We start from the raw sequence: 26,085 nt of genomic DNA on the forward strand, positions 1-26,085 counted from the left end.
ACTTTGTGACGATGTCACATAAAGTCAGTTATGTAAATCTATTTTATTTCTGCTTAGCGAATAATGCATTGCAGAAGTCGGTTCTCTAACTCTTCATCGATCGAATCTGCGATAACTTCGATTCTAGTTTCGCTACATTCGTCCAACTCAGATTCCGTTAGACCATCTTTCGTCAAATTATATCCAAAAATTCCATCGTAAGTGATAAAGACAGCTTTTAATCGCTCGACATTTAATTGCAAAAATAGATTTATAAGTTGCTTACGGTCAAATAGTTTATCAGGTGCGAAGCGCCAACCAACACTTATATACCCTTCCCCTTCATTGGTTGCTTTAATCATGCCACTTTCTGGCATTAGCAACTCTGAAGCCAATGGTTTTGAACTGTGATGATGGTGATGATGATTAGACGAATACTCTTGAGTAAGTGTACTTCCTTTAAGCTGTTCGTGTGAAACTTTACCATGTTCAGCAAAAATAATTTCGACATTTGGGTTATTAAACTTCGCGACATAATTTATCAGTGATTCTTGATCACCGCTTTGGTAAAGATCTTTTTTATTACCAACGACTATGTCTGCTATGGCTATTTGCTGATTGAATGTCTCGTGGTCGGTGTACCTTGTGTCTGATAGTTTACGAGCATCTACCAACGTAATGTTCTTCTGCAGAGAAAGAACTTTACGATAATGTTCTGATGATAGTACCTGTAATACTTCTTTTGGATGACCTAAGCCGGTCGGTTCAATAAGTAATCGGTCGGGATTGGCTTGAACTAACAGTTGGTTTAGGGCTATTTGCATGGGTAACCCAGCGGCACAGCACATACATCCGCCCGGAACTTCTTGGATAAAGACGAGATCCTTCCCCTTTTGCCCATTGATTAAATTACCGTCGACCCCAATTTCACCAAATTCATTGACAAGTACTGCCCAGCGTTCATTATCAGGTTTGTTTTTTAAAAGGTTTAAGATCGCTGAGGTTTTACCAACACCGAGAAATCCAGTAATAATGTTAGTGGGTACTGCCAATATCTTTTTGTTATTCGTACTCATTCGCCCTTTCCTAATCAATGCAATCGTCACAAATACAACTAATTTCAAGTTGTGGACTTGTTACAGTAAAACCTTCTAGCTTTGCATTGGTTTGCAAGCCATTAATTAAACGAGGGTCGATAATTTGCTCGTTGATCTTTTCACACTTGGAACAGATCAAGAATTGAGGAACGCCATGCTCACTTCCACTGAGAATATGAGAACATACAATATACTTATTAGACATTTTAAGCTTGTGTGATAAATGCTCTTTCTCAAGAAAATCTAATATTCGATAGACGGTCATCGCTTGAAGGTTCTGATTGAAATGTTCTTTGCAATAATCCACCAGCTCGTAAGCTGACAAGGCTTTATTGGCATGAATCAATGCTCGTAGTACCAGCTTTCGCTTTGGGGTTAATTGCTTATGATGAGCGATACAACTTTTCTCTGCGTGATCAACAATGGTATCAATGTCCTTCATTCTCGTTTCCAGAAAAAAAACTAGATGGTTATGTTATAACATAACGTTAATCTTGCCAATTGATGTTTTATATCTCGGTTCTAGAACTAAAAAACACCGAACTTAGTTGTCGGTGTTTGTGATAAAGAAGAATTTTTAACTAGTATTACCAAGTATCACGAACAGGCCGTACGTAGTTATATATTCGAATTTAATCAGCCGCTTGAATACCAACTGTTAAACAGTCGGACATTAATTAACATTCTTTCAACTCTAGTTTGCATTTTCAGGATAATCTGATTTTCAGCATTATATTTACATCTGTTCTTCAAGAATCGCATCAAACTCGCTTAATACAGACTCTAAAGCTACGGTCGCTGAGTCAAAGTAGGATTTAGCATTTACTGTGGGGACATCGATAATGATTTTTTGTTCGATAACTTGGAGCAGTTCGACAACCGCTTTTTTATCGCTACTGTGTTTAACTACGTTTGTTATGGATTGATGTAGGTAACTTAGACGAATTCTATCGACACTGGTACATATACCGGCTGCGGCAACACCAGTTCCAAGTGCTCTGGCCTGTCCTATATTTTCAGCGGTCACCAGTAAATCTTGCCATAAGTAACGAATTGACTGTTCTTGCTTATCTTTAACTTCGTAGAGTCGATACTCTTCGGCAACGTCATCAATAAGGTACAGTATATTTGTGATGAGTTTACAGTGTTGATCAAAATTATTTTTAGCCGATAAAGTCTCGAAATTCACCGAAAGTCTTTGCCAATGACTGTCGATTCCGGACCAACGATCGTTGTCGGATAGCCAGCTACCTTGCACTATAAGTTGATCTTGAAGTTGGTTGATACTTTGACTCAGCGGGGTTAATCGGTGAAGTAGCTCCTTATCACCACATATCAATCCATTGCTCAAACCTCTATGTTGTTGAACCAACGCAAGTAATAAACGAAACTGCTTGAGCCATTTGATACCCTCTTTCCGACGCCTACTGCTCTCTTTAGTGTTACGGTAACGAATAAATATCATAATGCTAATTAGGGATATAGAAGAGATCATCAAAGAAAGTAAGGCTGAAAGATCGAAGTGGGTCATTACTAGGCCTCCATTCGAGTCATATTTTGCAGATGGCTTGCGACACTGGCATTTTCTTTTGCCATATTTGCATTGTGTCCAGCAGTAGTCGCAACTCGTTCCATATTTTCAGATATTTCTCGTGTAGCAATTGCCTGTTGCTCTGATGCAGTGGCAATGCCTCTAATTTGCTCTACCACTTCTTCAATCGACAAGACTGTTTCTTGTAGTGACGTATATGCCGAATCAACACTTTTTTCACACTTAGAGGTTGATTCAACGGCCATCTCCATCTGCTTAATTACTTCTGACATACTTGCTGTAACATCTGTTACTTGATTGGTTATTGATGTTGCTGAATCGTGTGTACGCTGCGCTAACCCTCGTACTTCATCAGCGACAACACTAAATCCTCGGCCATGCTCTCCTGCCCTCGCTGCTTCTATTGCTGCATTAAGAGACAGCAAGTTAGTTTGCTCAGCGATTTCACGAATAAATTTGGACACAGAAACAACTGCGCTTAATTTGTTATCGAGTTCCTCAATACTTTGGCTTGTTTCAACAATACGCTCACTAACACTGGCCATATACTCTTGAGTATTCGTGAGTTCTTTACGCCCTTTGTGACAAAGGCTATTTCCAGTTTCCATTGCCTGTTGAGTGATCTCAATCCGTTTTGATACATCATCGATACTTAATGATATTTCCGTAGCTGCGGAAGCGGACGATGTCGTAATATCGGCTTGCGCCTGACAATGACTAGCAACATTGAGGGCATTATCTGCGAGCTCTTGTGCTGAAAACACCATTTCATCTCGAATCGATTGAACCTCACGCAATTTACGTTTTGAAAGCCGGACCAAGTCGTCTATTTTGGGATAATGTTGTTGCAGTGGCCCAGTATTCGTTGAATCTAACTCACTCGCATGTCCATTTTGTATAGCAGTCACTTGCGCAAGGAAGTTCTTTTGATCTTGACGAACCTCGTACAAAACGTAACTAGAAAAGACAGCCGTGAGTAGTAGTATTGCGATCGCTTGATTGCTAGCTCCAAAACTGATCAACATGACAGAAAATAGAACTGCACTACTTTGTAACCATAATGCTCCGGTAACCCCTAAAGATTGAATATACTTACGCATTTACTCTCCCCCAGTAAAATCGATGGTTCATCTATACTTCTCAAAAATGAAGCAAATATTGAACCAACCTATACATAGAGGGATTAATATATAAACTATCGATTTATTAACAACTTACAGGCTGCCAAATGAGCGAAGGTTTTCACTATTTACTGTGCAATGGTGCAGTATGGCACTATGTTGGGGCGAGGTGATGAGATTTTCGAGCGAGAATAGATCAATAGGCCAAGTAACAAAAACGTTACCATGCTCAATACCGTTACCTACTCATTCTGGTAACGGTATATTAATTCGAATCATATTAATTGGGTAATATAATATTGTTATTCGGAACATTCACCGATGTATTTGGCACTGCCTGAGATTTTCATGATCATATTCATTTTCATACCCATTGCTTCGCCAGATGTTGTGACATCGCCACTATAAGTCATGGTTTCGCCATTTAAATTGATAACACCTTCAGACTGCATTGTTCCTTGAGGGCTACTACAACTTGCCAACACATTGACGCGATTTGCGTTGATGCGGTTCACCTCTGTGTTGCAGCTTTCTTCTTCGTCTTCTCTGCCACTAAATCCAGAATCAAATAATTCATTTATATCGTGGATACATTGTGTTTCTGGATCCATTGGTTGCTCGAGACCACTACGAACTAACGCTTCAAGTTCCGCTGGTACGCTTATTTGATTTATCTCATTTGTAAATGTTGTTTCCCAAAGGCCGGGTTTGAAATCGTAATCTTCTGCGAACGCTTGCGCTGAAGGCAATAAAGACCCCACGATTAACAATGCAGATTTAAGTGTTTTCATTAATTATTCCTCTAATGACAAGAGTAGACATATATAAATTGTGGTTATATTTACTCTTATCACACAATAAAGTCCAATTTGCCCATAAGTTAACTTTCGAATGTTTGAAGTTATTGGATTTCTGCGGCGATAACAGAAATTTCGACGAGCAACGCTTCCCTTGCCATACTTGCTTGAACACACGCTCGTGCCGGCGCATAACCCTCTGGGACCCAATTATCCCAAACATTGTTCATTTCAGAGAAATCTTTCATATCTTTGATATAAATGGTGGCGGATAAAATGTGTTTTCTATCACTTCCCGCTGCTAAAAGGAGCTCGTCGACTTTATCCAGCATAGTTTCAGTTTGTTCTTTAATGCCTTGTTCAGCGTCTTTACACACCTGCCCACATAAGTAAATGGTACCATTGTGTTTAACAATTCGGCTCATGCGTTGCTTAGTTTCTATGCGGTCAATCAATTGTTGCTCCTAATCCATCACTAGACTGTTAATTTTAATCGCGCCAATTGTACGTTTTTACCATCTAAATTGCATGTGGAGAATCGCTTATCCAGTTGGCATTGTCTCAAATAAAAGATCGATTATATGCATGGACATCTTTTCGGATTACTCAACTTTGTAACGTAGCAATACCTCGTTATCCAATACAACGTTGGAAGACCAAATAAAGGTCGCCTTCGCACCAGTGAACTTTTCCCTAAAATTCATGTAGCCATTTTTATTCCTAACGCCAATTACATTTTCGGTATACGTGGTTGCATTGGGCCAAGCTGAATCATCAAAGGTGTCACTTTTCCAGTTTTTTGGCACTTCCCAGTGAACGGCAAAGGCATTCTCACCTTCGCCGTCGCCATTCGTAGAGCATGTCGCTGAATTTCTCGTTTGGTTCGTCTCTGATAAACAGCTCAAGTCATAAATTGGCGCAGTATAGAAGGTTTGTGCTCGCCAATCGGAACTTGTAACAGTTCCATCACTAAAGCTAGCAATAAAGCCACCGTCACCTGGATGATAGTTGCTTCCACGACCTCTTTCGGTCCCGACGCCTATATGCTCTTCCCAATCGATCACTTTTACAGCGATGGTATAAGGCGTATTTACTCGAAACTTTACAATACTTGAGTTAAACGGCGTAAAGGGAACCGAATCAACCCCAATCAATTGGCCATTTATGTACAATTCAAAGTAGTTATCTGCAAAGATATATCCAGTGATGACTTCTCCATCACTATCCACTTCTACAACCGGCACACTATTTGTGTCGACATCATTTAGACTTGAAGGTGTAATTCCATTGCAAACGTTATAGAGATCAGTTGCATATAGACCACTTGCAAATTCATTGTCCGCAGGAAGATTCCAGATTTTTCCCGAGGTATCGGTTATTTCTCCAAGCGGTGATACTCTTGCTCGACCTCTATCACATTCGAATAGGTTTTCGACAAGCGTTTGCCCTAGTCCATGAGTGACGGAACCTGAACCTGCGTAGTTCCCAATAGATGGTAAATCTTGGGCGTGAAGAATAAAACTTGCTAAGTAAGTACTCGCTAAAACCGTTCGAGTTATAAATGGCGTATTCATATCTTTTCCAATAGTTATGCGACTAAAACGACAATGCTGCATTTTATACGCGAAAGTCAAATTCGCGAGTTAAAAAATCTTAAAGTTGAGCTCTACTGTTTCGTATCTTCGATAAAGAAGCTTATTGAATTTTGAGGGATATTTTGAGGCTAAAGTATCTAAAAATATAATGGCTACCGAGTTAGTAATGTCCCCTAATACTTCTATATATTCACTTTAATCGTTGCGGCAATATTGCTCGCAGTCGTTTTAAGATTGTACTGAGCTTCCTCTAATACAGCTTCCAAACTTTGCGGCGCGCGAACCGTTCCAAATACTGCAGAAAAATAACAATCTAACCCAGTAAGATCACTACCAAGCGAACCCGCAATCCCGATGGTGGGAATATTGAGCTGTTTAGCGAGCCGAGCAACGCCAAATGGTGCTTTCCCAAGCAGTGTTTGATGGTCCATCTGACCTTCACCTGTGATCACTAGATCGGCGTTGTTGAGATGATGATCAAGTTGAACCGCCTCAAGTACAATATCGATACCTGGTTTAAGAATCGGGTCTCGAATCAGAGATATCGCTAATGGCGTACCTCCAGCTGCGCCAAACCCAGGTGTTTCGCTGTGATTGTGCCCTGTTAAGTGCGCTACACAATCACTAAAATTTTTCAATGCAGTGTCGAGACGCATTACCTGGCTGTTCGTCGCCCCTTTTTGTGGGCCAAACACCGCGCTGGCTCCATTTTCACCGCACAAAGGATTAGATACATCACAAGCAACAAACCATTCTACATAAGTAGCTCTGGGATGAAGGTCACTAATATCGATTGAATCTAAGGTTAATAGAGCAGCCCCACCTCGAGAGATTTCACGACCACGACTATCCAGTAACTTAATGCCAAGAGCCTGAGCAATACCTGCTCCACCATCATTGGTTGCGCTCCCTCCTAAACACAGAATGATTCGATCAACTTGATAGTCTAGAGCTGCTTTTATTAATTGGCCCGTTCCAAACGTCGAAGCGATTGCTACATTACGTTCATTCACTTGGTTAAGGGCTATTCCGGATGCTTCGGCAAGTTCGATCACAGCGGTTGATTGAGAACCATCATAAAAATGTCCCCAACGGGCGTTAATGGTTTGTCTCAGTGGACCTTCCACATTAGCGTTGAAGATCTGCCCTTTTTTAGCTTCGATTAATGTTGTTAATGTCCCTTCACCGCCATCGGCCACTGGAACAGCAATGTATTCGGCATCAGGGAAATGGATTTCAAATCCTGCTTTAATCGTCTCAGCGACTTGCTGTGCCGATAATGATTCCTTAAAGGAGTCAGGGGCAATAACAATCTTCATGTTAGTCCTATGAAATTTTAACGTTTGAATCGGATTGACGAGCAATAATACTCGCTTCATACCAATTACAGACTTGAAATCGTTTATGCTCGAGTTTGTTGAACATCAACTTCGCCATTTCTTCTCCAATAGCGTGGGTATCATAACTTAAGGTTGTGATCGACGGCTTACTGTATCGGCTATGTTCATAGTCTCCATATCCGGCAATCGCGATATCCGAGCCAGGTTGATAGCCGAGCTCTTCGCATGCCGCTATCGTTCCTAATGCCATGGTATCATCAGCACACAATATTGATGTCGGGCGTCGCGCAAGAGATAAGACTTCTTTTGCCATATTAGTTGCCGCATGCTCGTTAAGTTCACCATTAAGCAGTAAGCGATGGTCTACATCAATCCCGGCTTCTTCGATGGCTCGCAAATAACCGCATTTACGAGCTTTAGATAACGTCAGTTCTTTGGGTGCATCGAGAAATGCAATTCTACGATGCCCCAATTCGATTTGGCGTTTAGTAATATCATAAAACGCCTTAGCATTATCTACGTCAACAAAACTGTCACTGGGAAAACCGTCATCATGCCCAAGGCAAACATAAGGGAAGCCTCGCTCGGTGAGCATAGCAATGCGAGAGTCATTGATACGAGTTCGAACAATAAACATCCCGTCAATCAACCCACTATCGATGAAGTCGGTATAGACTTGAGATTCATCTTGCCAGTGCGATAGTGTTGTCACTATCAGTTGATATTCATGTTTAGCAAGCAGTTCAGATGCACCAGCGAGGACTTTTGAAAACGCAGGAGAAACAAAAAGCCGTGAGTTCGCAGGTAATATAATCCCAACATTACGCGACTTACCCGATGCCAGTCGCTTAGCTGTTGGGTTGGGACGATAACCAATATCTTGCGCGGCAGCCAGAACCCGTTTTCGTGTATCAGGGTTTACATCACTGTAACCATTGAGCGCTCTTGATACAGTGGATTTAGACAAACCCAAATATTCAGCTAATTTCTTGATTGACATAGAAGTACACTATTTCCCCTGCAACGTTTAAGAACCACTTAACTTGGCTACGACTATATACGCAGTTCACTTTGTTGATCAAATAACAGCACTCTTGAGAGGTCGACAAGTAGATCTAGACTATCACCACGAGCTATTTCTGAACGAAGGTCGAGTCTAGCTTTGATAGTATCATCACCTAGCGAGAACAAAACTTCTTTATCGAACCCCATTGGCTCAATTAAATCGATGCGAATGTTATTAAAATTAAACGTAGAGTCATCTTGAGAAAAATAACGCTTGTCGTTAAAAAAGTCTGGTCGTATACCAACTTTTACTGCTCTTCCCTCATCGCCAATTGACTCAGAAAATTGAACGCTGGTGAGTTTATCTCTAGGAATTTGATAGCCACCAATTGCTAGGTATTCATTAAATAGAGTACCTTCAATAATATTCATTGATGGTGAACCAATAAATTGAGCAACGAATATACTCACAGGATTCAAGTAAATATCCATTGGTGCTCCAGCTTGAGCGATGTAGCCATCGTGAAGTACGACCACTTTATCCGCTAACGTCATCGCTTCAACCTGATCGTGGGTGACATATACGCTTGTTCGACCAAATTTATTATGAATCTTACCTATCTCCGTTCGCATATGCCCACGAAGCTTTGCATCAAGATTAGACAGAGGTTCATCGAATAGAAATACATCGGCTTCCCGGATAATTGCTCGCCCCATAGCAACACGTTGACGTTGTCCACCGGATAAATCAGCGGGCTTGCGGTCTAACAACTCTTCGAGTTGAAGCATCTCAGATACTTCTTTTAAACGGCGTTGAATCTCAACATTGTCGACTTTTAGACGACGTAGTGCGAAAACGATATTTTCTCTAACCGACTTATGAGGATAAAGGGCATAATTTTGGAATACCATTGCGATATTTCGATGTTGAGGTTCGATATCATTAACGACTCTATCGCCAATAACAATATCTCCTGACGTAGCTTGCTCTAAACCTGCAATCATTCGTAATGTGGTCGATTTTCCACAACCAGATGGGCCAACAAGAACAACAAACTCTCCATCCTCAATGTCTAAGCTGATTTCTTTTACGACTTTTGTGTCACCGTAGTTTTTAACAATGTTTTTTAGTTGAATAGAAGCCATGATTAACCCTTAACGCCACCGTCAGTTTTTCCGCCTTTCATAAAGCGAGAAGCAAATAAGAAACACACCACAATTGGAGCAAGTGTCAGCATCGATGCCGCCATAATGCGATCCCAAATGGCATTTTTTGACACGAATAGCTCTTGTAAAGCCAATGGAAGTGTATGGAACTCTGGGTATTGTTTAAGAAATACCGAGGCAAATAGATATTCATTCCACCCGATAATAAAGCAGTAAATAAATACGGTTGCTAACATTGGAAGTGATAGCGGTAAAACAACTTTGATGATCGCTTCTTTTCGAGAGCAACCATCCATAATTGCTGCTTCTTCTAGGGCAAATGGAATCCCCCTAAAGTAGTTCCCAAGCATGTACATTCCGACAGGTAATGTCTGAACGATGTAAATAAGAAACAAGCAAAATGCGCTTCCCCACATTGTTGAAGCTAGTCCAATGTTCATTGCCATTTGATACAGAGGAACCATAAGTAATACCCCGCCAACCATATAAACAAAAAGCACTGAGCGCTGAATGACAACCTGCCCTTTGAAGCGAAGTCGACTGATTGAGTACGCCCCCATCACCGCTAAAAGTAACGAAATGGTGGCAGCGCTCGCTGAGAAAATCACACTGTTCAACATATATTTCCCAAATGGAAATAGATTATCGTTTGACGTGTATTTAGCGGCAATCGCCTCTTTTTTTGCTTGAGGTAATTTTGGATTCGCGAGAATTTTTTGGATCGCCGCAGGTATTTCAACTTCTTGTGGTTCAGTTAATCCTAATAGCTCTTCATATGCCTCGAAATTGATTTTCTGAGGAATCAAAGATGGATTACCCCAATCAAATTGGTGTTTAAGAGAAGTAGAAAGAATTTGAGCAAATGGCAATAAGCTAAAACTAACCAGTAGCGCCACTGCAATGAAAAAACCAATACGTCCCTTTAATGTTCGTTTGCCTAGCATAATTAATTACCACTTCATGATTTTTTTAATGTAGAACCAAATAAACACGCACAATACTCCAAGTTGAATTACAGACGTTGCCGCCGCCAACCCTTGGTCAATGACGCCGGTGAACGCTTGGTAGTAGGTAAATATTGGGAGTGTTTGAACATTGGGCGCAAGAAGAAATACATCTTCAAAACGATTTAAGTTCCAGATCAATCTTAATAAGATAACGGTTGCCAGAACAAAATGAAGTTCAGGTAAGGTAACATGAAAAAAGCGCCCTATCGGGCCATATCCATCTATAGATGCCGCTTCATATTGATCTCGGGAAATGGACACTAGCTTCGACAAAATTAACATATAGGCAATGGGGGCGTGTTTCCAAATATCGAAAATGATCACCACCCACAATGCTGAATCTGGTTGGCCAATAAGATTCGTTCGTTCACTCCAAAGGCTAAACACATCAACCATCAAATAGTTAACGACACCCGAAATTGGATCGAAAAGAAATTGCCAGCCAAAAACAACCGAAATCACAGGAGCAACATACGGTAGCATGATTGCGGCATTAACCAATCCACGCCCTGTGAATGGTTCTTTTAGCAATAATGCCATCGCCAACCCCAGCAAAGTGGTCCCCACAACAGTACCGAAGAGGTAAAGACTCGTGGTGCCGACTGCAGAATAGTAGTCAGCATTCGACAGTAATTTGAAATAGTTATCCATCCCAACGAACGTTTTATCACCATTGAGTTGAACGTCGAAAAAACTAAGATAGATGTTGTAAAGCAATGGATATAGGATAAGTAAACTAAGTACAACAATAGTCGGTGCAACCAACTTCCAACCGAATCTAGCTTCTGCTCTTTCTAAAGGAGTCATATTATTTCCTTGTGAGAAGCAGAGGTTAATCATCACACAACCTCTGCTCTCGACTTACCATGAGTTATTCAGCTATGACGAGTTTCATTTGCTCTTCAGCCCAAGATAATGCTTCCTGAGTCCCTTTATTCTCGATGGTTGTACTGTAAATCATCCGCGGAATGATTTGCTTAGCAAAAATCTCACCTGATTTAGGGAACGCCTTACCATCTACGACAGAAAAGTTCTTAATATTCTCAAATCCAGCGACAATTTCTTTAATCGATTCTTTACCATATTGAGCAAAGATACCCTTGGGATCCTCTAAGAATTCGTCAGTTTCGGCGATATCTCTAAGCATGGGTAAATGACCACCGACTGCCATATGTGAATAGGCAACCACTTGGTCTTTCTCGTTCATATACTCAACAAATGACTTTGTCGCCTCAACTTCGGCTTTATCCTCGTTTTTCATGATCGAAAACCCAACCAAGGTTCCAAACGAAGATGGCGAGGTTTTTGTAATCGTTGTGGCTAAGCGAGTATTTTTAGCTAAGTCGGGATCAAAAGCAGCGCCTTTTAGATCGGCAAAATTTTCTGTTCCTAGCGAACTTGCAGCAGCTTCAGCCAAGGCGATGTCATCAAGGATATACGATGAATAAAAGAACATCGCCAATTTACCTTGAAGGTAATAGTCGCGAGCGCGCCAAGTTTGCGGCCCTGGTGGGTTGTATTGGGCTAATTTGGTATAAAAATCTAACGTTTCGGATTGCGCTTTAGAATTAAAGATTAACTCACCTTCGTTGTTAAACTGACCGGCATCATTTGAGAGCGCAAATTGGGTATAACATTGTTCTGCATAGTTATCCGCTTTTGTTCCAACAAGAATACCGTATTGATTCTCTTTAGGTTTATAAAAATGCTTCGCTGCTTTCTCTATTGCATCCCACGTTGTTGGAGGCTCAAGTCCCGCTTCTTCAAACCAATCAGCACGATACCAAATTCCCTGCACCCAGCCGCTGTATGGTACAGAGACGTATTCGTTAATTTTTGGTTCACTAACCAGAGTTAATGCGCCTTTGTAAAAACGATCCGCTCCTAATGCATTAACAACATCAGTATTAGCCTTAGTATCCACAATGCCCTCTTCGGCAAATGCCAATGATAAGTTCGAGTCAACTTCGATCAAGTTAGGTAGCGTATTGGATGCGGCCGCAGCAGCAATTTGTTTCGGCATGTCGTTTTCGTCGACACCAATGATTTTCACATCGATACCAGGATTTAACGCTTCAAATACATCGGCCATAATCTCAATGGTTTGTAACCGGTCTGATTGAGTTTGGGTCGTCCAGTATTCCACCGTTGTTGCGTTTGCTAGGCTTGGTAGCGCTAATCCTGCGGTAGCCAATCCAATAGTGAGGGATTTGAGTTTCAGTTTCATTTTTATATCCTTATTGATAGGACTGCTTATTTTGTAGGGTGGCTTAATAGAGCAAAGCCGTATGTTACGTTTTACGTTATTTATGATTTATTGACCAACCACATGACTTGGTATGGCTCTAAAGACACTTTCCTCTGTACAGACCTATTAGTAATCAGATCTTTTCGCACATCGGGTAAGGCTTCATTAGTATCGAATAATACCGACTGGTCACTAATGTTGATTGCAACTAAGATTTCTTCATTTCGTACAAAAGTTATGAGACGAGAATCAACCTTTTCTACGCGCTGAGATGCAGACGGGGAAAATGCAGGTTGACCACGTCTTAGCGTCAACAATAATTTGAAACGGCTTAACACTTGATGACGTTGGGTTGAGCTATCATCAAGTTCTGTTTGTAATGTTGAAAGGTTTAATTTTTCACGGTTAATCGCGCGGTTGTAGCCTAAAATATCGAGACCTTTCAGATCATTAGTCGAACCAAGCAAGCTATGTATATAAATACCCGGCACTCCTGCCATAGAAATTAGTAACGATTGAGCTGCGATAAAACGATCTAAATTAGTCGTTTCATCAGCGTTGTTATTCCGCATTGCATCATAGAAGTTGATGTTTAGTTCATATGGGCTTTGTGAGCCATCACCGTTATTTTTATACGAAACACGCCCACCGTTTTCTTGTACAACCTCCACTAAGTGATTAACTTCACTAGGTGCAAGTATTCCTTCGACAGGTCGAACTCCTATTCCATCATGAGACGCTAGAAAATTAAAAAAGGCAGTTTTTTCCGAGCATGGTTCTAGATTTTGCATCCAGCTTGTTATTTTGTCGCTATTACCAGTCTGAAGTGTATGCAAGGTTAATGGTGGCAATGGAAATTGATACACGAGATGCGCTTCATTTTGTCCATTGCCAAAATAACTAATGTTGTCTTTATGCGGTACGTTGGTTTCAGTAATCAATTTAACATGAGGGGCAACGGCGTCCATAATCGCTCGCATCGCTTGTACAATCGCGTGAGTCTGTGGCAGATGGATACAAGGCGTGTCGAGCTCCTTCCACATGAACCCAATAGCATCAAGACGTATATACGATGCACCCTGCTCAACATAGAAAAGAAGCAATTCAACGATTTTCTCAAACACTTTAGGACAACGATAATTTAGGTCTATCTGATCATCGCTGAATGTTGTCCAGATGTTTTTTTTGCCATGTGTGGTTTCAAATGGAGTTGAAAGCGGCAGTGCGCGTGGACGAGTAACCGAACTATAATCACGGTCCAAATTCATTTCGGTAAAGAAGTCACGGTAAGCCATGTCACCATTTAAATACCCTTGAAACCAATCGCTAGATTTCGAAATATGATTGATTACCGCGTCGAACATTAAGCCATAATGATTTGAAAGTTCGGAAATATGTGACCAATCACCAAGATCAGGGTTAATTTTCCAATAGTCAACGACAGAAAAACCGTCATCAGATGTATAAGGGAAACAAGGTAAAAGGTGAACAGCCGAAATAATACCTTTCACATTGTGGTTGAGAAACGTGTTTAATGTATGCAGAGGTGGATTTCCGCTTTCATTTATCGAATCGCCATAAGTTATGAGGATTACGTCACTTTGGTCAACCCACTGCTTCGGGTCATCGATTCCATTGAACCTGCTCATTATTCCTTCTAAGCTTGGGATCAATGAGCTCAGTTGTTGGGGTGAATAAACCCCCGCTAATATCTGTTGCAGGTGCTTCGTCACTAACGATGTGTAATTTTCTTCCAATACCATAAATAAATCCGCGTAAATAATGTAACAGTCAACCAAAACCGGTTTTGACTCTATTTATAAAAAAATGAGTCACTTGAACTCACATCATTTATAATTGATTGAAATCATATTATATGGTCGATATTAAATTGTTATTGATCAAAGTCTCGTTTTCATACTAATCAAAACCGGTTTTGGATATGTGTGATTGATATCTCATTTAACACGTTTATAGCGTCGGCTAAGAATGTAAACTTTTTAGTCCGACAAAATTATGTTCTCCAAATAAACCATTAATATGAGTCGTTATGTGCATTTCGAAGTGCGGATTTCAAACGCGCTAATTGGTATAGTTTCTCGACTTTGATAACGGTGAAATAAACCCCGTAATTCATACGTGATAATGCTTGTTGACGATTGAAACCTAAGGAGCATATATGGTTAAATGGCGATTATTAATAAAAGTCATTTTATCGACAATTTGTTAGTTATTTGCTCCCTAGAGATAAGCTAAAGACATGAGTTCACGGGTATGATTAGGCTACAAATAGAAGCTAAGAATTTAAAATTAGGCGAAGTTGGTTTTCGACGTTGGTTACTTGTCGGAATATTAATTCTTAGCATCTTAATCACCAGTTTTAGCTTGCAGCAGCTTCCCCCTATCGATCGCATTAAAGCATTGAACTTTAGCTTTATCTTTGAATTTATGGGATTATTTGCGCTGTTTATTATCTTCTTTACTGTTCAAGTAAGTTCTATCTTAAGTTTTCGTGGACATGCATTACTGAGTTTTGGGCTTTATCTGTGGATACTAGCGACGGTTGTGGATATCGGTGACGAATTCTACTTCCAACCCTTATCTCTCTCACTATGGGGAGAAGATGTATTACGGACAATCGGGATGCTAATCAGCACTGCTGGGATCGCGCGCGCAATTCGAACGGTTTCTATCAGTTATAACCAAGCCAAAAACTTAGCTATGTTTGATGAGTTAACACAGCTCCCAAATCGCCGCTACTTCGCTCAAGTCCTCAATAACCATGAAGCTGAAAAACTCTCCATCTTACTCGTCGATATCGATCATTTTAAATTGATAAATGATACATATGGCCATCAAGAAGGAGATAATGTTTTAAGGGCTTTCGGTCAATCCCTTGCTGAAATGATGTCTAGCAACATTATCGTGAGTCGTATTGGGGGCGAAGAGTTCGCGATTATCATTAACAATGATGACAAAAATCAAGTTATGACTCTTGCCAATGCGGTCATGGAAAACATTAAGACGCTCGATATCCAACATGGCAATGGAATTACCGTCAGTATTGGTATCGCTATTAAAAAAAGCAATGAGCCGAGCCGAGACGCGATAAAAAGAGCCGATGATGCTCTTTATCACGCGAAGCAAAATGGTAGAAACCGAGTTGAATGGATGTAATTTCTTAACCAGGCTTCTTTGATCTGGATACGTTATATCTACGGTTAGAGCAAAACCGGCGCGCAGAAAACAAAAAGCCAGTTAATCTCCTGAAATTCATACGATTATAAATCTACTCCCTAAAATGCAATCAACGTAAGCTCGAATATGGGCCCAAATGCCTAGATTCAACGCATTTTCGTGAGCTGCTCCCATGTACTAGACTATTATTTCAATGAAATTAGGTGTTTAGTTTTATTTCGACTACAGTTAACTTATGCGTCAACAACAGTATGAGATTCGAATGACTATGCAAAATCCAATAATCATTGATATAGAGGCATCCGGGTTTGGTTCAAACAGCTACCCTATAGAGATTGGACTAATTTTAGAAGACAAAACCAAGTATTGTACTTTAGTTAGACCTGAGTCGAGTTGGAACTACTGGGACGATTCTGCCGAAGATGTTCACCAATTAACTAGAAAAAAATTGTTCTCCCACGGAAGAACTCCAGCGGTTGTTGCTCAACAACTCAATACACTACTGAAAGGTAAAACTATTTACTCTGATGGGTGGGTTGTTGATCATCCATGGTTAATCAAGTTATTTGAGGTCGCCGGAATCGAAATGGAATTTAAACTGTCATCCATTGAATTGATTCTTAAAGAACAACAGGTATATCTGTGGGACGAAACTAAAGTAGAAGTTATCCAAGATTTGGATATTCGCCGCCATCGTGCTTCTAATGATGCGCACGTTGTTCAAGAAACCTTTTTAAGGACGTACGATCAAATATCTACAATGTCCGCATAAATCATTAGCCGTTATTTGGTTGTTAACGGCTATTTGTCTTGTTGTTACTATCTCACTAGTTCTTAATTACTAGCAAAATGCCTAGATATAGAATGCTTCTACAGTACCTTTTAGCGTTATTAATATAGGCTGTCCCCGACGATCCAACGCTTTAGGTGATGGAATCTTTACCCAACCTTCACTAATACAATATTCCTCTACGTCATTACGCTGTTTTCCATTCAAACGAATACCGATTTGGTGTTCAAAGCACTCTTCAACAAAATGTGGGCTGCGAGGGTTACCAGAAAGGTGATCGGGTAGTTCAGGTTTTGAATTTGTGTCAGTCATAGTTTTGATCTGCTTAATGTTAAAAGTGAGTCATTGTAGTCAATGTTGTAGCTTGGCTCAAGCACTCAACCCTATTTCCATTTTCTAATTTCAATCGATATTTTAATTTCTGGTTCGAAAATTGCTTATTGTATATAGAGAAAGATAAGCGGAGAGTCATTGCCGTTTATAATACTGAACTTATTGGCCTTTATTACCATACATAAGTGATTGACTAAGAGGGAGAGATCACAGCCATGCTAAATGAATTGTTGAGTTCTATGCGACATTACGCTTTAGAGCGTACTAATGATGTAAAGCGAGGAGCTTGCTCGGCCAAATTTGCAGCGTCACTGTTTCAATGCTATTCAGACAGCATGATAAATGCGCTCAGTCTAATTGGTAAAGAAACAGATATTCAAGCGATGAAAGCAGAAGCAAAAGCCTTATATAAATCCATCTACAAAGACAGCAATTTTGCATAAGTAACGGAGTAAAACAGATATCCCTTTGTTACTGATCAACTTTTAACTTCTATTTAAGTCGTGCTCTACAAGGATGTAAGCTCGCACCTTTCAAACAACTATTCGTTCAAATATTAAAATCTTAATCAAATCGAAATCGAGTCAAAAGTTCTTGAGAGTTTCGCGCTGCCGCAACAAAGATGAGCAACAGTTTTGCCGCTAACACAATTAAATAGCTTTGATGGAAATAAAAAAAGGCTAACCCGAGGTTAGCCATTTGACGCTATAAATCGACGCCAATTGTTGTTGCTTACAGGAAGTGGAACGTACCATTTAACGTGAAGTTCGTCAGTTCTTCATCATCAACGATATAGGTTTGAAGGCTTGCACCAAATGAAATAGGACCTAGGAGAAAGTATTCAGCACCAACGCCATACATAATATCAATCCCTTCATCAGCTGACTCATTTGACCCTACTGTGGTTGTTTGATCCCAACGGTGTAGGCCACCTTTCGCATAAATATGCAACGGGCCAAAATCGATGCTGGGTTTTATTGCGGCATAACCTGAAGTAATTTCAGTCGTTACACCCGAAGCAGTATCCATTTCACCTGAACGAACAATACCGGCTTCAATGCCAATAAAAGGAAGAATCCCAGTACCTGCGTGTACCGTGAATGAAGTTCCGTCGCCATCACCTAAACTCGATTGACCGACAGAAGCTCCAGCATAAACTAAAGAATCTGCGTAAGAGAATGATGAAATACTAATAAGTGCTGCTGCAATAAGTGCTTTTTTCATAATAAACCTTCTATATCTGGTTTAACTAAGGTGGCAAACTGATGCCGACCTTGTGTCAAAAAATAGTGCTTTATTCGTAATTAATTTAACTAATGCAAGTAGCATACCTAAACTTAACAATACTCGATAATTCATCTTCAATAATCTGAGATAACATTCTTGATACGTTTGTCTGATACGGGATAAGGCGTACCAAGTTGTTGAGCAAAAAAACTGACTCTTAGTTCTTCGAGCATCCAACGTATCTCCTTAACATTGTCAGGAACGGTAACAGATTTCGGGATCTTGTTGAGCAGTTGCTTGTAATCTTGTTGTACAGATTCAATTTTAAGCATATGCAGTCGATCTTTATTAGGATCAATGGGTAACTTCTCCAAACGGCGCTCTATGGCATTAAGATAACGCTGAATATCGGACAGCCTTTTGTAGCCACATTCAGTTGCAAACCCTTTAAAGATGAGCCCTTCTATTTGAGCTTTGATATCAGAAAGTGCAAAGGCCATGGTGAAGTCAACTTTGCCTTTTAACTTCTTATTAATCTGAAAAGCCGTCGTTAATATTGACTCTACTTGTTGTGCAATTTCAACAACAGTTTCGTCTAAATTCGCGCGAACGTGTTCCTTTAAACTGTCAAATTGTTGTGATTCCCAGACTAAACCGCCCTGCTGTTCAATCAGCTTGTCAATACCACACGAAATACAGTCGTCAATCAAATCCATCACTCTACCGTAGGGGTTAAAGTAGAGCCCTAATTTTGATTTATTTGGCAGATTCGAATGAAGATATTTAATTGGTGACGGAACATTCAGTAGAATCAAACGCCGTTGACCCGCTTTCATCGCTTGCTGTTGTTCGTGTTCGGTTTCAAATAAGCTAATTCCGACACTGTCTTTATCGTCTACTATCGCTGGGTACGCCTTAACTTCATAACCGCCCCGCTTCTGTTGATAAACCTGCGGCAGTTCTCCGAAACTCCAAGTGTGTAAACCTTTCTGCTCAATATCATCATCGGCAACTTGAGATAGGGTCTCTTTTACCTCGTCCTTTAAGCTCTCTTTCAGCTCGAACAGATCTTTATGCTCTTTAAGTTTACGGTTTTTATGATCGACTGAGCGGAATGTGACTTTGAGGTGATCGGGTACCTGCTCTAAGTTCCAAGCTTCTCGGGGAATTTCCACACCCGACATACGACGTAACTCTTTTTCTAAGGCATCGAGTAATGGCATTTCTAATGGTGTTACCCGAGACAAAAAGGCTTCTGCGTAATTTGGCGCTGGAACAAAATTCTTTCGCAATGTTTTTGGCAAAGACTTAATCAGAGCAATGACCAGTTCCTGGCGTAATCCTGGTATTTGCCAATCAAAACCAACAGGCTCAACTTGATTAAGTACTGGTAATGGTAGATGCACGGTGACACCGTCACTATCTTCGCCCGGTTCAAATTGATAACTAAGCTTGAGCTTTAATTTATCCTGGTGCCAAAAGTTGGGATAATCCAAGTCGGTGACATGACTGGCATCGCCCTTAAATAGCATCTCTTTTTCGAAATTGAGTAAGTCTGGTTGGCTTTTACTGGTTTTCTTCCACCACGAATCAAAGTGACGACCTGAAACGACCTCAGTACCGACTCGCTGATCGTAGAATTGAAATAATTCTTCATCATCCACCAAAATGTCACGACGGCGCGATTTGTGTTCAAGCTCTTCTACTTCCATTAACAGACGGCGATTTTGCTTAAAGAAACTGTGTTTAGTAAACCAATCCCCTTCAACTAAAGCACTGCGAATGAAAATTTCACGACTTAACACTGGGTCAACGTTTCCATAATTAACTGAACGCTGAGCTATGATTGGAATACCGTAAAGCGTGACTTTTTCGAACCCCATAACAGCCGCACTTTTCTTCGACCAATGCGGTTCACTATAGCTACGTTTAATAAGATGTTGAGCAAGTGGTTCAACCCACTCTGGTTGAATCTTGGCTGCTATTCTCGCCCACAGTTTAGAGGTTTCGACCAACTCTGCCGCCATGACCCACTTAGGATTCTTCTTAAACAGCGCTGATGCTGGAAACAGATTAAATCGAGCATTACGCGCGCCTTGATATTCTGGTTTCTCAGCGTCTTTTGCGCCAATGTGAGAAAGTAAACCAGTAAGAATTGACACATGAATCGCTTGATAGTTGCCCGGTTGATCATTGAGCTTGAAATCCATCTCGCGCATCGACTGATGCAGTTGAAAATAGACATCTTGCCATTCACGAATACGCAGATAATTTAGATATTCTTTTTTGCACTGACGTCGAAATTGATTACTACTCAACTCTTTTTGCTGTTCTTCGATGTGATTCCAAAGGTTTACGAGTGTGACGAAATCTGAATCCTCATCAAAAAAGCGTTTATGCTTTTCATCGGAAGCTTGCTTCTTATCTGAAGGACGCTCACGAGGATCTTGAATCGATAAGCCAGATGTAATAATCATCACTTCTTTCAAGCAGCCATTTTTTGTCGATTCCAACACCATTCGTGCTAGACGGGGATCTATCGGTAACCGTGACAACTGACGACCAATCGCGGTTAAGCGCTTTTTCTCACCAACTTTGCTCGCTCCGATGGCCCCAAGTTCTTCGAGTAAACGGACGCCGTCTTGAATATTGCGTTTATCGGGTGCTTCAACAAAGGGAAATGCCTCAATGTCGCCTAAACCCAACGCCGTCATCTGCAAGATAACCGATGCAAGGTTGGTACGCAGTATCTCTGGGTCGGTAAATTCGGGGCGGTTATCAAAATCCGATTCTGAGTAGAGACGAATGCAGATACCCGCTGCAACACGACCACAACGACCTTTACGTTGATTGGCACTCGCTTGAGAAACTGGTTCAATCGGTAAACGCTGAACCTTAGTCCGATAACTGTAACGGCTGATTCTTGCAGTACCCGGATCGATAACATAACGAATACCCGGTACTGTTAACGATGTTTCTGCAACGTTTGTAGCAAGTACGATTCGTCTTCCAGTATGGGATTGAAAAATCTTATTTTGTTCGCCAGAGGAAAGCCTTGCATATAATGGGACAACCTCGGTATGACGCAAATTGCGTTTGTTTAATGCTTCTGCCGTATCTCTAATTTCCCGCTCGCCGTTCATAAAAATAAGAATGTCACCGTCGCTCTCATTCCCCAATTCATCGACAGCTTCGAAAATACCTTCAAGTTGATCACGGTCTGTGTCATCTTCACCACCTAACGGGCGATATCTTGTATCAACAGGATAAGTTCGGCCTGAAACCTCGATGATCGGTGCATTGTTAAAGTGTTTTGAAAAACGCTCAGGATCAATCGTTGCGGACGTGATAATGACTTTTAAATCAGGACGCTTTGGAAGTAGTTGTTTTAGATAACCGAGAATGAAATCAATATTGAGGCTGCGTTCGTGCGCTTCATCAATGATGATCGTGTCGTATTGATTTAAAAAGCGGTCATGCTGAATCTCAGCGAGCAAAATACCATCGGTCATCAATTTGATCTGGGTATCATCGGAAATTTTGTCATTAAATCGAACTTTATAGCCGGTGAAGTTACCCAGTTGAGTCTGCGTTTCCTCAGCGATCCGTGATGCTACCGAACGAGCAGCCAAGCGTCTTGGTTGAGTATGACCAATAAAGCCGAACTGCCCTCGCCCGAGCTCAACACAAATTTTGGGGATCTGCGTGGTTTTACCCGATCCAGTTTCACCGGCAATAATCACAACTTGATTTTGGCTAATTGCTTCTGCGATATCGTCTTTCTTTTGGCTAACTGGCAGAATTTCAGGATATTCAATCGTCGCACCGTGATTTGCTCTCGATTCTGCTTGAATGATCGACTTAGCAATATCAAGCGCGATTTCATCAAAAACCGCGTGTCTTGATTCCTCTTTTTTAATCCGCTGTGCACCATGAATACGTTTAGTTAAACGAAATCGGTCTCGCATCATACATTGGTTAACGGTGCCAAAAAGCGTCTTAGCATCGTTAGTGTTAGCTTGATTTGAATTTTTATTTGGAGATTGTGAGGCGGTCAAAACGAATCCTACGGTTTCAATGTTATCGATTTTGGCAGGATTGTATCATAATCATGTAACAAGACATCAAAGCAAACTCGTTATCTCTTTCTCGTCCAATTCGAGAATTTTTGCTACATTGAACCTAATGAGTTGATATTATTTCACATTCATTCACGATCACCATTACAATGATAATGTTTCCCCTACAGAGAACAAAAATTGAAAGCGTCTAAACTACTAGAAATATTGTCTGACTTACCTGAAGGAAGTGACCCTGACGTTGTCACTGGAGACGAGTGGTTGCCAGAACGTTTAATCAATGTCACGTCACAAGATGATTTCGTTTTTTGTGAATTCGACAATGCTCCGGAAGATGGTCAAGGTGATGATGAAGGTCGAGGCTTTGTCGATCACGAAATCGAACTGATCAAAAGCCACATTATGGCCGTTTTCTTAGAAAAAGCGCCTCTGGAACAAAAACAAAAAGCGATATTAAATTTAGTTTTATACGTTCATGAACACTTTCCTTCTGACGTTGTCGAAATGCTAGAGACACTTGAGCAATCTGTTGATGAGGAATGAACCGTCTCGTTATTCTAAATTTATTTGTTATTGATACTGGAAAAAGAAAAGGCAGGACTTATCATGTTTAGCGCAATCACTTCACTATTTAAAGAACTGTTAGACGGTAACGACTTATCGCGTTCAAACACTGATAACCCGAATTTGGCCATTGCCTGTATGTTAACGGAAGTATCTGGCGCAGATTATGAAGTTGATGCGGCGGAAACTAACGCAAAGAGACATTTACTCGCAACTCTGACTCAGTTACCCGAGCAAGAATGTGATGAACTATTACGAGTGGCACAAGACAAAACCAAAAATTCGGTCTCTCTGTACGACTTTACCTCTCAGTTACGTGAACTCACTCAAGAACAACGTTATTCGCTAATCAAAGCAATGTGGGATGTGGCTCATGCTGATGGTGTCATTGATCCGCTAGAAGATGCTGTGATACGCAAATCGGCTGAATTGCTTTATGTTGATCACAGCTTATTTATTCGCGCGAAACTCTCATCTGGTGACGAGAGCGCATCGTAGCAAGAAATCTATTTCTTCATCATTTTAGCAAGATCGGCAAATGGATTGTAGGTCGCGCTTTCTTGTTCATCTTCACGGGCTGCAGTTTCCCCACCATATAGATCATGATCGAGGTACTTTGAATGTTCATGATCATGGCAATACAGGCATAATAATTCCCAATTGCTACCATCTTCTGGATTATTGGTATGGTTGTGATCGATGTGGTGTACTGTTAGTTCACGCAGATTTGAGTAAACAAACTCACGAGCACATTTGCCGCAAACCCATGGATAGAGTTTCAACGCTTTTTCACGGTATCCTTTCTCTTGACGAGCATACGCTGCGCTAGAACCTGTAAAATCTGATGACATAATAAAACCAATAATGATAAGTCGATAATGGCACCTATTTTAGCACGGCTTTTTGTCTCTAAGGAATCTGCGTTACACGGTTATCATCACAATCCCTAAAATACATTATTGATCTGAAATAACGCTTATCACATATTTCGTTACTAACCTTAGTTAATCAACCATTTCAAGATCAATTGCTTAGCGCTACACTAGAACTTCGCACAAATTAAGGATTCCTAATCAATGAAATTACTCATATCTCTATGTACCCTACTGTTCAGTACTTTATCTTTCGCTGCAACAAACCCTATCGTTGTTATAGATACAACAAAAGGAGAAATTACACTCGAGCTATACGCCGATAAAGCGCCGGCTTCAGTCGACAACTTTCTCGCTTATATTGAAAAAGATGGGTATAAAAACACAACATTTCACCGTGTTATTAGTGACTTTATGATTCAAGGTGGTGGTTATGATAGCGCCAACCAACTTGTACCAACGCTTTCTGCAATCGAAAATGAATCGAAAAATGGTTTAAGTAATTTACGTGGTACCATTTCTATGGCGCGTACCAATGCTCCTCATTCAGCCACTCGTCAGTTTTTCATCAATCATAAAGACAATCTTTTCTTAGATGGCAACCCTGGAAAATGGGGATACGCTGTCTTTGGTAAAGTCACTTCAGGTCTTGACGTTGTCGACGCGATCGCCGCGGTTAAAACGGGCCGAGCCGACAGACCGAATGATACCATCATGATTAATGGCATTTCTGTGCAAGAATAAGCGACTCAGCAACCGACGTTTATTAAGTTGGTATTCTCTTAATTCCATTTTCGTTTAAACAATACGATTGAGCAAGAATGGTTAAACCTGAAATAGCAGTATTCCATACACTTCTATTTCAGGTATCAAGAGGACGAACAATGAACGACGAACAACGCATCCAATCCGTTATTGAATATATAGGACAACACTTAGACGATGATCTATCACTCGAGTGTTTATCGGATGTCGCCTGCTTTTCAAAGTTCCATTTTCATCGTCTTTTTACCGCTTATACCGGGCTATCTTTACAACAATTTATTCGTTGGTTGCGCCTCAAACGAGCCGCTCACCAATTAATTATTGACCACACTACCACCATCATCACCATCGCCATTGATGCTGGGTTTGAATCGCATCAAGCGTTTACCCGAGCGTTTAAACACGCAACCGGACTCACGCCTAAGCAGTTCAGAATCCAAGGCAGTTGGGATATGTGGAAAAGCCCTCCTTATGTTATATCAAAGCTAGGAACAAAGATTATGGAACGTAATATTAATGTTGAAATAAAGCAGATTGAGTCGCGTCGTTTAGCCGTTATCGAGCACCGTGGAGATCCAAAGGATTTGGGTATTAGCGTAAACAAGCTCGTAAGTTGGGCGAAATCACAACCAATAAGCATAAAACCTTCTGCGGGAGACGCATTCGGGTTGGCGTATGATGACCCAGCAACAACAGACCCTGAGAAGTTTCGGTTTGATCTCGCCCTCACGATTCCCAAAAATTTGGTGATCTCCGATCCTAGCGTCACAGAAACCGAATTACCTCAGGGCCGTTACGCGATTGCTGTACATAAAGGCTCGCGAGATAATATCAGTGATACTATTTATCCGATGTTACGCGAATGGCTTCCAACATCTGGAGAACAACTTGGCGAACTCCCCTGCCTATTTTGTTATCAGAATTTCGAACACGAAGTAGCAGAAACCGAACTGGTAACCGAATGTTGGTTCTTATTAAAAGACTAGATTCTGTCGAGGATGTATTGCACCTCTAGTTTGATTCCGTATCATGAACGCTAATTACTGTTAAACCCATTGAGATTAAGAATGAAAAGACTGGTTTTATATGTTGCTGACAAGTGCCCACATTGCAAGGAAGCGCAGCGTTATTTGGATGAAAAAGGCTATCCGTACCGTTTGACCAATGCGAAAATGCAACGCGGTCGTAAAGAACTTCAAGCAATGGGCGCGCGAACTATACCTGTTCTTAAAATTGGCGATCAGGTGATGGTAGGTTGGAATCAAAAGAACTTTGAGAAGATCTATAAAAGCTAAACAGAAAAGCTCTATTTATCTCATACCCAATAAAAAACCAGCGTAACTACGCTG

Annotated in this window: 26 protein-coding genes; 8 read left to right on the plus strand and 18 right to left on the minus strand. The window is 40.8% G+C overall.

Features of this window, described 5'->3' with window-relative positions; translation table 11 throughout:
- Positions 1–53: 53 nt before the first annotated feature.
- From ACXJY6_RS12090 to ACXJY6_RS12155, 14 genes are all read right to left on the minus strand, one after another.
- Entirely contained in the window at positions 54–1,055 is a 1,002-nt protein-coding gene (locus ACXJY6_RS12090; RefSeq protein WP_458768504.1) for a CobW family GTP-binding protein, read from the minus strand.
- 10 nt (positions 1,056–1,065) lie between these two features.
- Positions 1,066–1,518, minus strand: coding sequence for a Fur family transcriptional regulator (locus ACXJY6_RS12095; RefSeq protein ID WP_456049814.1), 453 nt, complete (start codon positions 1,516–1,518; stop codon positions 1,066–1,068).
- A 294-nt stretch (positions 1,519–1,812) separates the two neighbouring features.
- Positions 1,813–2,607: a hypothetical protein gene (locus ACXJY6_RS12100; protein ID WP_458768505.1), complete on the minus strand. Its 795-nt coding sequence runs from the start codon at positions 2,605–2,607 to the stop codon at positions 1,813–1,815.
- A gap of 2 nt (positions 2,608–2,609) precedes the next feature.
- A complete protein-coding gene (locus tag ACXJY6_RS12105; protein ID WP_458768506.1) occupies positions 2,610–3,728 on the minus strand; it encodes a methyl-accepting chemotaxis protein in 1,119 nt (372 codons plus the stop codon).
- Positions 3,729–4,051: 323 nt separating this feature from the next.
- Positions 4,052–4,540 (minus strand): DUF3617 domain-containing protein, encoded by a 489-nt coding sequence (locus ACXJY6_RS12110; protein WP_458768507.1) that lies wholly within the window; start codon positions 4,538–4,540, stop codon positions 4,052–4,054.
- 110 nt (positions 4,541–4,650) lie between these two features.
- Positions 4,651–5,001, minus strand: a complete 351-nt coding sequence (locus ACXJY6_RS12115; RefSeq protein ID WP_456049819.1) for a RidA family protein — start codon at positions 4,999–5,001, stop codon at positions 4,651–4,653.
- Between the two features lie 147 nt (positions 5,002–5,148).
- Complete coding sequence (locus ACXJY6_RS12120) at positions 5,149–6,120, minus strand: hypothetical protein (RefSeq protein WP_458768508.1); 972 nt, start codon at positions 6,118–6,120, stop codon at positions 5,149–5,151.
- A 203-nt stretch (positions 6,121–6,323) separates the two neighbouring features.
- A complete protein-coding gene (locus tag ACXJY6_RS12125; RefSeq protein ID WP_458768509.1) occupies positions 6,324–7,460 on the minus strand; it encodes a glycerate kinase in 1,137 nt (378 codons plus the stop codon).
- Between the two features lie 7 nt (positions 7,461–7,467).
- Positions 7,468–8,481 carry a LacI family DNA-binding transcriptional regulator gene (locus ACXJY6_RS12130; RefSeq protein ID WP_458768510.1) on the minus strand — a complete coding sequence of 338 codons (1,014 nt, stop codon included), beginning with the start codon at positions 8,479–8,481 and terminating at the stop codon, positions 7,468–7,470.
- 53 nt (positions 8,482–8,534) lie between these two features.
- Positions 8,535–9,632 carry an ABC transporter ATP-binding protein gene (locus ACXJY6_RS12135; protein WP_458768511.1) on the minus strand — a complete coding sequence of 366 codons (1,098 nt, stop codon included), beginning with the start codon at positions 9,630–9,632 and terminating at the stop codon, positions 8,535–8,537.
- 2 nt (positions 9,633–9,634) lie between these two features.
- Positions 9,635–10,597 (minus strand): carbohydrate ABC transporter permease, encoded by a 963-nt coding sequence (locus ACXJY6_RS12140; RefSeq protein ID WP_456049824.1) that lies wholly within the window; start codon positions 10,595–10,597, stop codon positions 9,635–9,637.
- 6 nt (positions 10,598–10,603) lie between these two features.
- A complete protein-coding gene (locus ACXJY6_RS12145; RefSeq protein ID WP_458768512.1) occupies positions 10,604–11,467 on the minus strand; it encodes a carbohydrate ABC transporter permease in 864 nt (287 codons plus the stop codon).
- A 64-nt stretch (positions 11,468–11,531) separates the two neighbouring features.
- Positions 11,532–12,887 carry an ABC transporter substrate-binding protein gene (locus ACXJY6_RS12150; RefSeq protein ID WP_458768513.1) on the minus strand — a complete coding sequence of 452 codons (1,356 nt, stop codon included), beginning with the start codon at positions 12,885–12,887 and terminating at the stop codon, positions 11,532–11,534.
- A gap of 80 nt (positions 12,888–12,967) precedes the next feature.
- Positions 12,968–14,671 (minus strand): alpha-amylase family glycosyl hydrolase, encoded by a 1,704-nt coding sequence (locus ACXJY6_RS12155; protein ID WP_456049827.1) that lies wholly within the window; start codon positions 14,669–14,671, stop codon positions 12,968–12,970.
- Between the two features lie 511 nt (positions 14,672–15,182).
- Here ACXJY6_RS12155 and ACXJY6_RS12160 point away from each other — a divergent pair.
- Together ACXJY6_RS12160 and ACXJY6_RS12165 are read left to right on the plus strand one after the other, a co-directional pair.
- Positions 15,183–16,085, plus strand: a complete 903-nt coding sequence (locus tag ACXJY6_RS12160) for a GGDEF domain-containing protein (protein ID WP_458768514.1) — start codon at positions 15,183–15,185, stop codon at positions 16,083–16,085.
- Between the two features lie 283 nt (positions 16,086–16,368).
- Positions 16,369–16,878 carry a 3'-5' exonuclease family protein gene (locus ACXJY6_RS12165; protein ID WP_458768515.1) on the plus strand — a complete coding sequence of 170 codons (510 nt, stop codon included), beginning with the start codon at positions 16,369–16,371 and terminating at the stop codon, positions 16,876–16,878.
- Positions 16,879–16,959: 81 nt separating this feature from the next.
- Here ACXJY6_RS12165 and ACXJY6_RS12170 read toward each other — a convergent pair whose 3' ends face one another.
- Positions 16,960–17,208, minus strand: a complete 249-nt coding sequence (locus tag ACXJY6_RS12170; protein ID WP_456049830.1) for a DUF3297 family protein — start codon at positions 17,206–17,208, stop codon at positions 16,960–16,962.
- Between the two features lie 236 nt (positions 17,209–17,444).
- Between ACXJY6_RS12170 and ACXJY6_RS12175 the strand changes: the two genes are divergently transcribed.
- Positions 17,445–17,672 (plus strand): hypothetical protein, encoded by a 228-nt coding sequence (locus ACXJY6_RS12175; protein WP_456049831.1) that lies wholly within the window; start codon positions 17,445–17,447, stop codon positions 17,670–17,672.
- A gap of 289 nt (positions 17,673–17,961) precedes the next feature.
- Here the strand turns inward: ACXJY6_RS12175 and ACXJY6_RS12180 are convergent, their stop codons facing one another.
- Positions 17,962–18,453 (minus strand): outer membrane beta-barrel protein, encoded by a 492-nt coding sequence (locus ACXJY6_RS12180; protein WP_456049832.1) that lies wholly within the window; start codon positions 18,451–18,453, stop codon positions 17,962–17,964.
- A gap of 137 nt (positions 18,454–18,590) precedes the next feature.
- Entirely contained in the window at positions 18,591–22,514 is a 3,924-nt protein-coding gene (gene hrpA, locus ACXJY6_RS12185; protein ID WP_458768516.1) for an ATP-dependent RNA helicase HrpA, read from the minus strand.
- A 201-nt stretch (positions 22,515–22,715) separates the two neighbouring features.
- On the opposite strand from hrpA, the gene ACXJY6_RS12190 reads away from it, so the two are divergent.
- Both ACXJY6_RS12190 and ACXJY6_RS12195 read left to right on the plus strand, forming a co-directional pair.
- Complete coding sequence (locus ACXJY6_RS12190) at positions 22,716–23,078, plus strand: VC1380 family protein (RefSeq protein WP_456049834.1); 363 nt, start codon at positions 22,716–22,718, stop codon at positions 23,076–23,078.
- Positions 23,079–23,141: 63 nt separating this feature from the next.
- Positions 23,142–23,597, plus strand: a complete 456-nt coding sequence (locus tag ACXJY6_RS12195) for a tellurite resistance TerB family protein (RefSeq protein WP_458768517.1) — start codon at positions 23,142–23,144, stop codon at positions 23,595–23,597.
- Between the two features lie 8 nt (positions 23,598–23,605).
- Here ACXJY6_RS12195 and ACXJY6_RS12200 read toward each other — a convergent pair whose 3' ends face one another.
- Complete coding sequence (locus tag ACXJY6_RS12200; RefSeq protein ID WP_456049836.1) at positions 23,606–23,950, minus strand: YajD family HNH nuclease; 345 nt, start codon at positions 23,948–23,950, stop codon at positions 23,606–23,608.
- 225 nt (positions 23,951–24,175) lie between these two features.
- Between ACXJY6_RS12200 and ACXJY6_RS12205 the strand changes: the two genes are divergently transcribed.
- The 3 genes from ACXJY6_RS12205 (at position 24,176) to ACXJY6_RS12215 (ending at position 26,031) form a co-directional block, all read left to right on the plus strand.
- Complete coding sequence (locus tag ACXJY6_RS12205; RefSeq protein ID WP_458768518.1) at positions 24,176–24,715, plus strand: peptidylprolyl isomerase; 540 nt, start codon at positions 24,176–24,178, stop codon at positions 24,713–24,715.
- A gap of 140 nt (positions 24,716–24,855) precedes the next feature.
- Positions 24,856–25,722, plus strand: a complete 867-nt coding sequence (locus ACXJY6_RS12210; RefSeq protein ID WP_458768519.1) for an AraC family transcriptional regulator — start codon at positions 24,856–24,858, stop codon at positions 25,720–25,722.
- An 81-nt stretch (positions 25,723–25,803) separates the two neighbouring features.
- The gene (locus ACXJY6_RS12215) at positions 25,804–26,031 is read left to right on the plus strand and encodes a glutaredoxin family protein (RefSeq protein ID WP_456049839.1); all 228 of its coding nucleotides are present in this window, start codon (positions 25,804–25,806) and stop codon (positions 26,029–26,031) included.
- The last annotated feature ends 54 nt before the right edge of the window (positions 26,032–26,085 follow it).

This window comes from Vibrio phycocola (assembly GCF_054404255.1).

Bases quoted from the DNA above. Each gene is read 5' to 3' on its own strand.
- ACXJY6_RS12095 (WP_456049814.1), bottom strand. From the start codon at position 1,518: ATGAAGGACATTGATACCATTGTTGATCACGCAGAGAAAAGTTGTATC.
- ACXJY6_RS12145 (WP_458768512.1), bottom strand. From the start codon at position 11,467: ATGACTCCTTTAGAAAGAGCAGAAGCTAGATTCGGTTGGAAGTTGGTT.
- ACXJY6_RS12155 (WP_456049827.1), bottom strand. From the start codon at position 14,671: ATGGTATTGGAAGAAAATTACACATCGTTAGTGACGAAGCACCTGCAA.
- ACXJY6_RS12170 (WP_456049830.1), bottom strand. From the start codon at position 17,208: ATGACTGACACAAATTCAAAACCTGAACTACCCGATCACCTTTCTGGT.
- ACXJY6_RS12180 (WP_456049832.1), bottom strand. From the start codon at position 18,453: ATGAAAAAAGCACTTATTGCAGCAGCACTTATTAGTATTTCATCATTC.
- ACXJY6_RS12105 (WP_458768506.1), bottom strand. From the start codon at position 3,728: ATGCGTAAGTATATTCAATCTTTAGGGGTTACCGGAGCATTATGGTTA.
- ACXJY6_RS12165 (WP_458768515.1), top strand. From the start codon at position 16,369: ATGACTATGCAAAATCCAATAATCATTGATATAGAGGCATCCGGGTTT.
- ACXJY6_RS12130 (WP_458768510.1), bottom strand. From the start codon at position 8,481: ATGTCAATCAAGAAATTAGCTGAATATTTGGGTTTGTCTAAATCCACT.
- ACXJY6_RS12215 (WP_456049839.1), top strand. From the start codon at position 25,804: ATGAAAAGACTGGTTTTATATGTTGCTGACAAGTGCCCACATTGCAAG.
- ACXJY6_RS12110 (WP_458768507.1), bottom strand. From the start codon at position 4,540: ATGAAAACACTTAAATCTGCATTGTTAATCGTGGGGTCTTTATTGCCT.
- ACXJY6_RS12195 (WP_458768517.1), top strand. From the start codon at position 23,142: ATGTTTAGCGCAATCACTTCACTATTTAAAGAACTGTTAGACGGTAAC.
- ACXJY6_RS12125 (WP_458768509.1), bottom strand. From the start codon at position 7,460: ATGAAGATTGTTATTGCCCCTGACTCCTTTAAGGAATCATTATCGGCA.
- ACXJY6_RS12205 (WP_458768518.1), top strand. From the start codon at position 24,176: ATGAAATTACTCATATCTCTATGTACCCTACTGTTCAGTACTTTATCT.
- ACXJY6_RS12200 (WP_456049836.1), bottom strand. From the start codon at position 23,950: ATGTCATCAGATTTTACAGGTTCTAGCGCAGCGTATGCTCGTCAAGAG.
- ACXJY6_RS12150 (WP_458768513.1), bottom strand. From the start codon at position 12,887: ATGAAACTGAAACTCAAATCCCTCACTATTGGATTGGCTACCGCAGGA.
- ACXJY6_RS12135 (WP_458768511.1), bottom strand. From the start codon at position 9,632: ATGGCTTCTATTCAACTAAAAAACATTGTTAAAAACTACGGTGACACA.
- ACXJY6_RS12160 (WP_458768514.1), top strand. From the start codon at position 15,183: ATGATTAGGCTACAAATAGAAGCTAAGAATTTAAAATTAGGCGAAGTT.
- ACXJY6_RS12100 (WP_458768505.1), bottom strand. From the start codon at position 2,607: ATGACCCACTTCGATCTTTCAGCCTTACTTTCTTTGATGATCTCTTCT.
- ACXJY6_RS12090 (WP_458768504.1), bottom strand. From the start codon at position 1,055: ATGAGTACGAATAACAAAAAGATATTGGCAGTACCCACTAACATTATT.
- ACXJY6_RS12120 (WP_458768508.1), bottom strand. From the start codon at position 6,120: ATGAATACGCCATTTATAACTCGAACGGTTTTAGCGAGTACTTACTTA.
- ACXJY6_RS12140 (WP_456049824.1), bottom strand. From the start codon at position 10,597: ATGCTAGGCAAACGAACATTAAAGGGACGTATTGGTTTTTTCATTGCA.
- ACXJY6_RS12210 (WP_458768519.1), top strand. From the start codon at position 24,856: ATGAACGACGAACAACGCATCCAATCCGTTATTGAATATATAGGACAA.
- ACXJY6_RS12175 (WP_456049831.1), top strand. From the start codon at position 17,445: ATGCTAAATGAATTGTTGAGTTCTATGCGACATTACGCTTTAGAGCGT.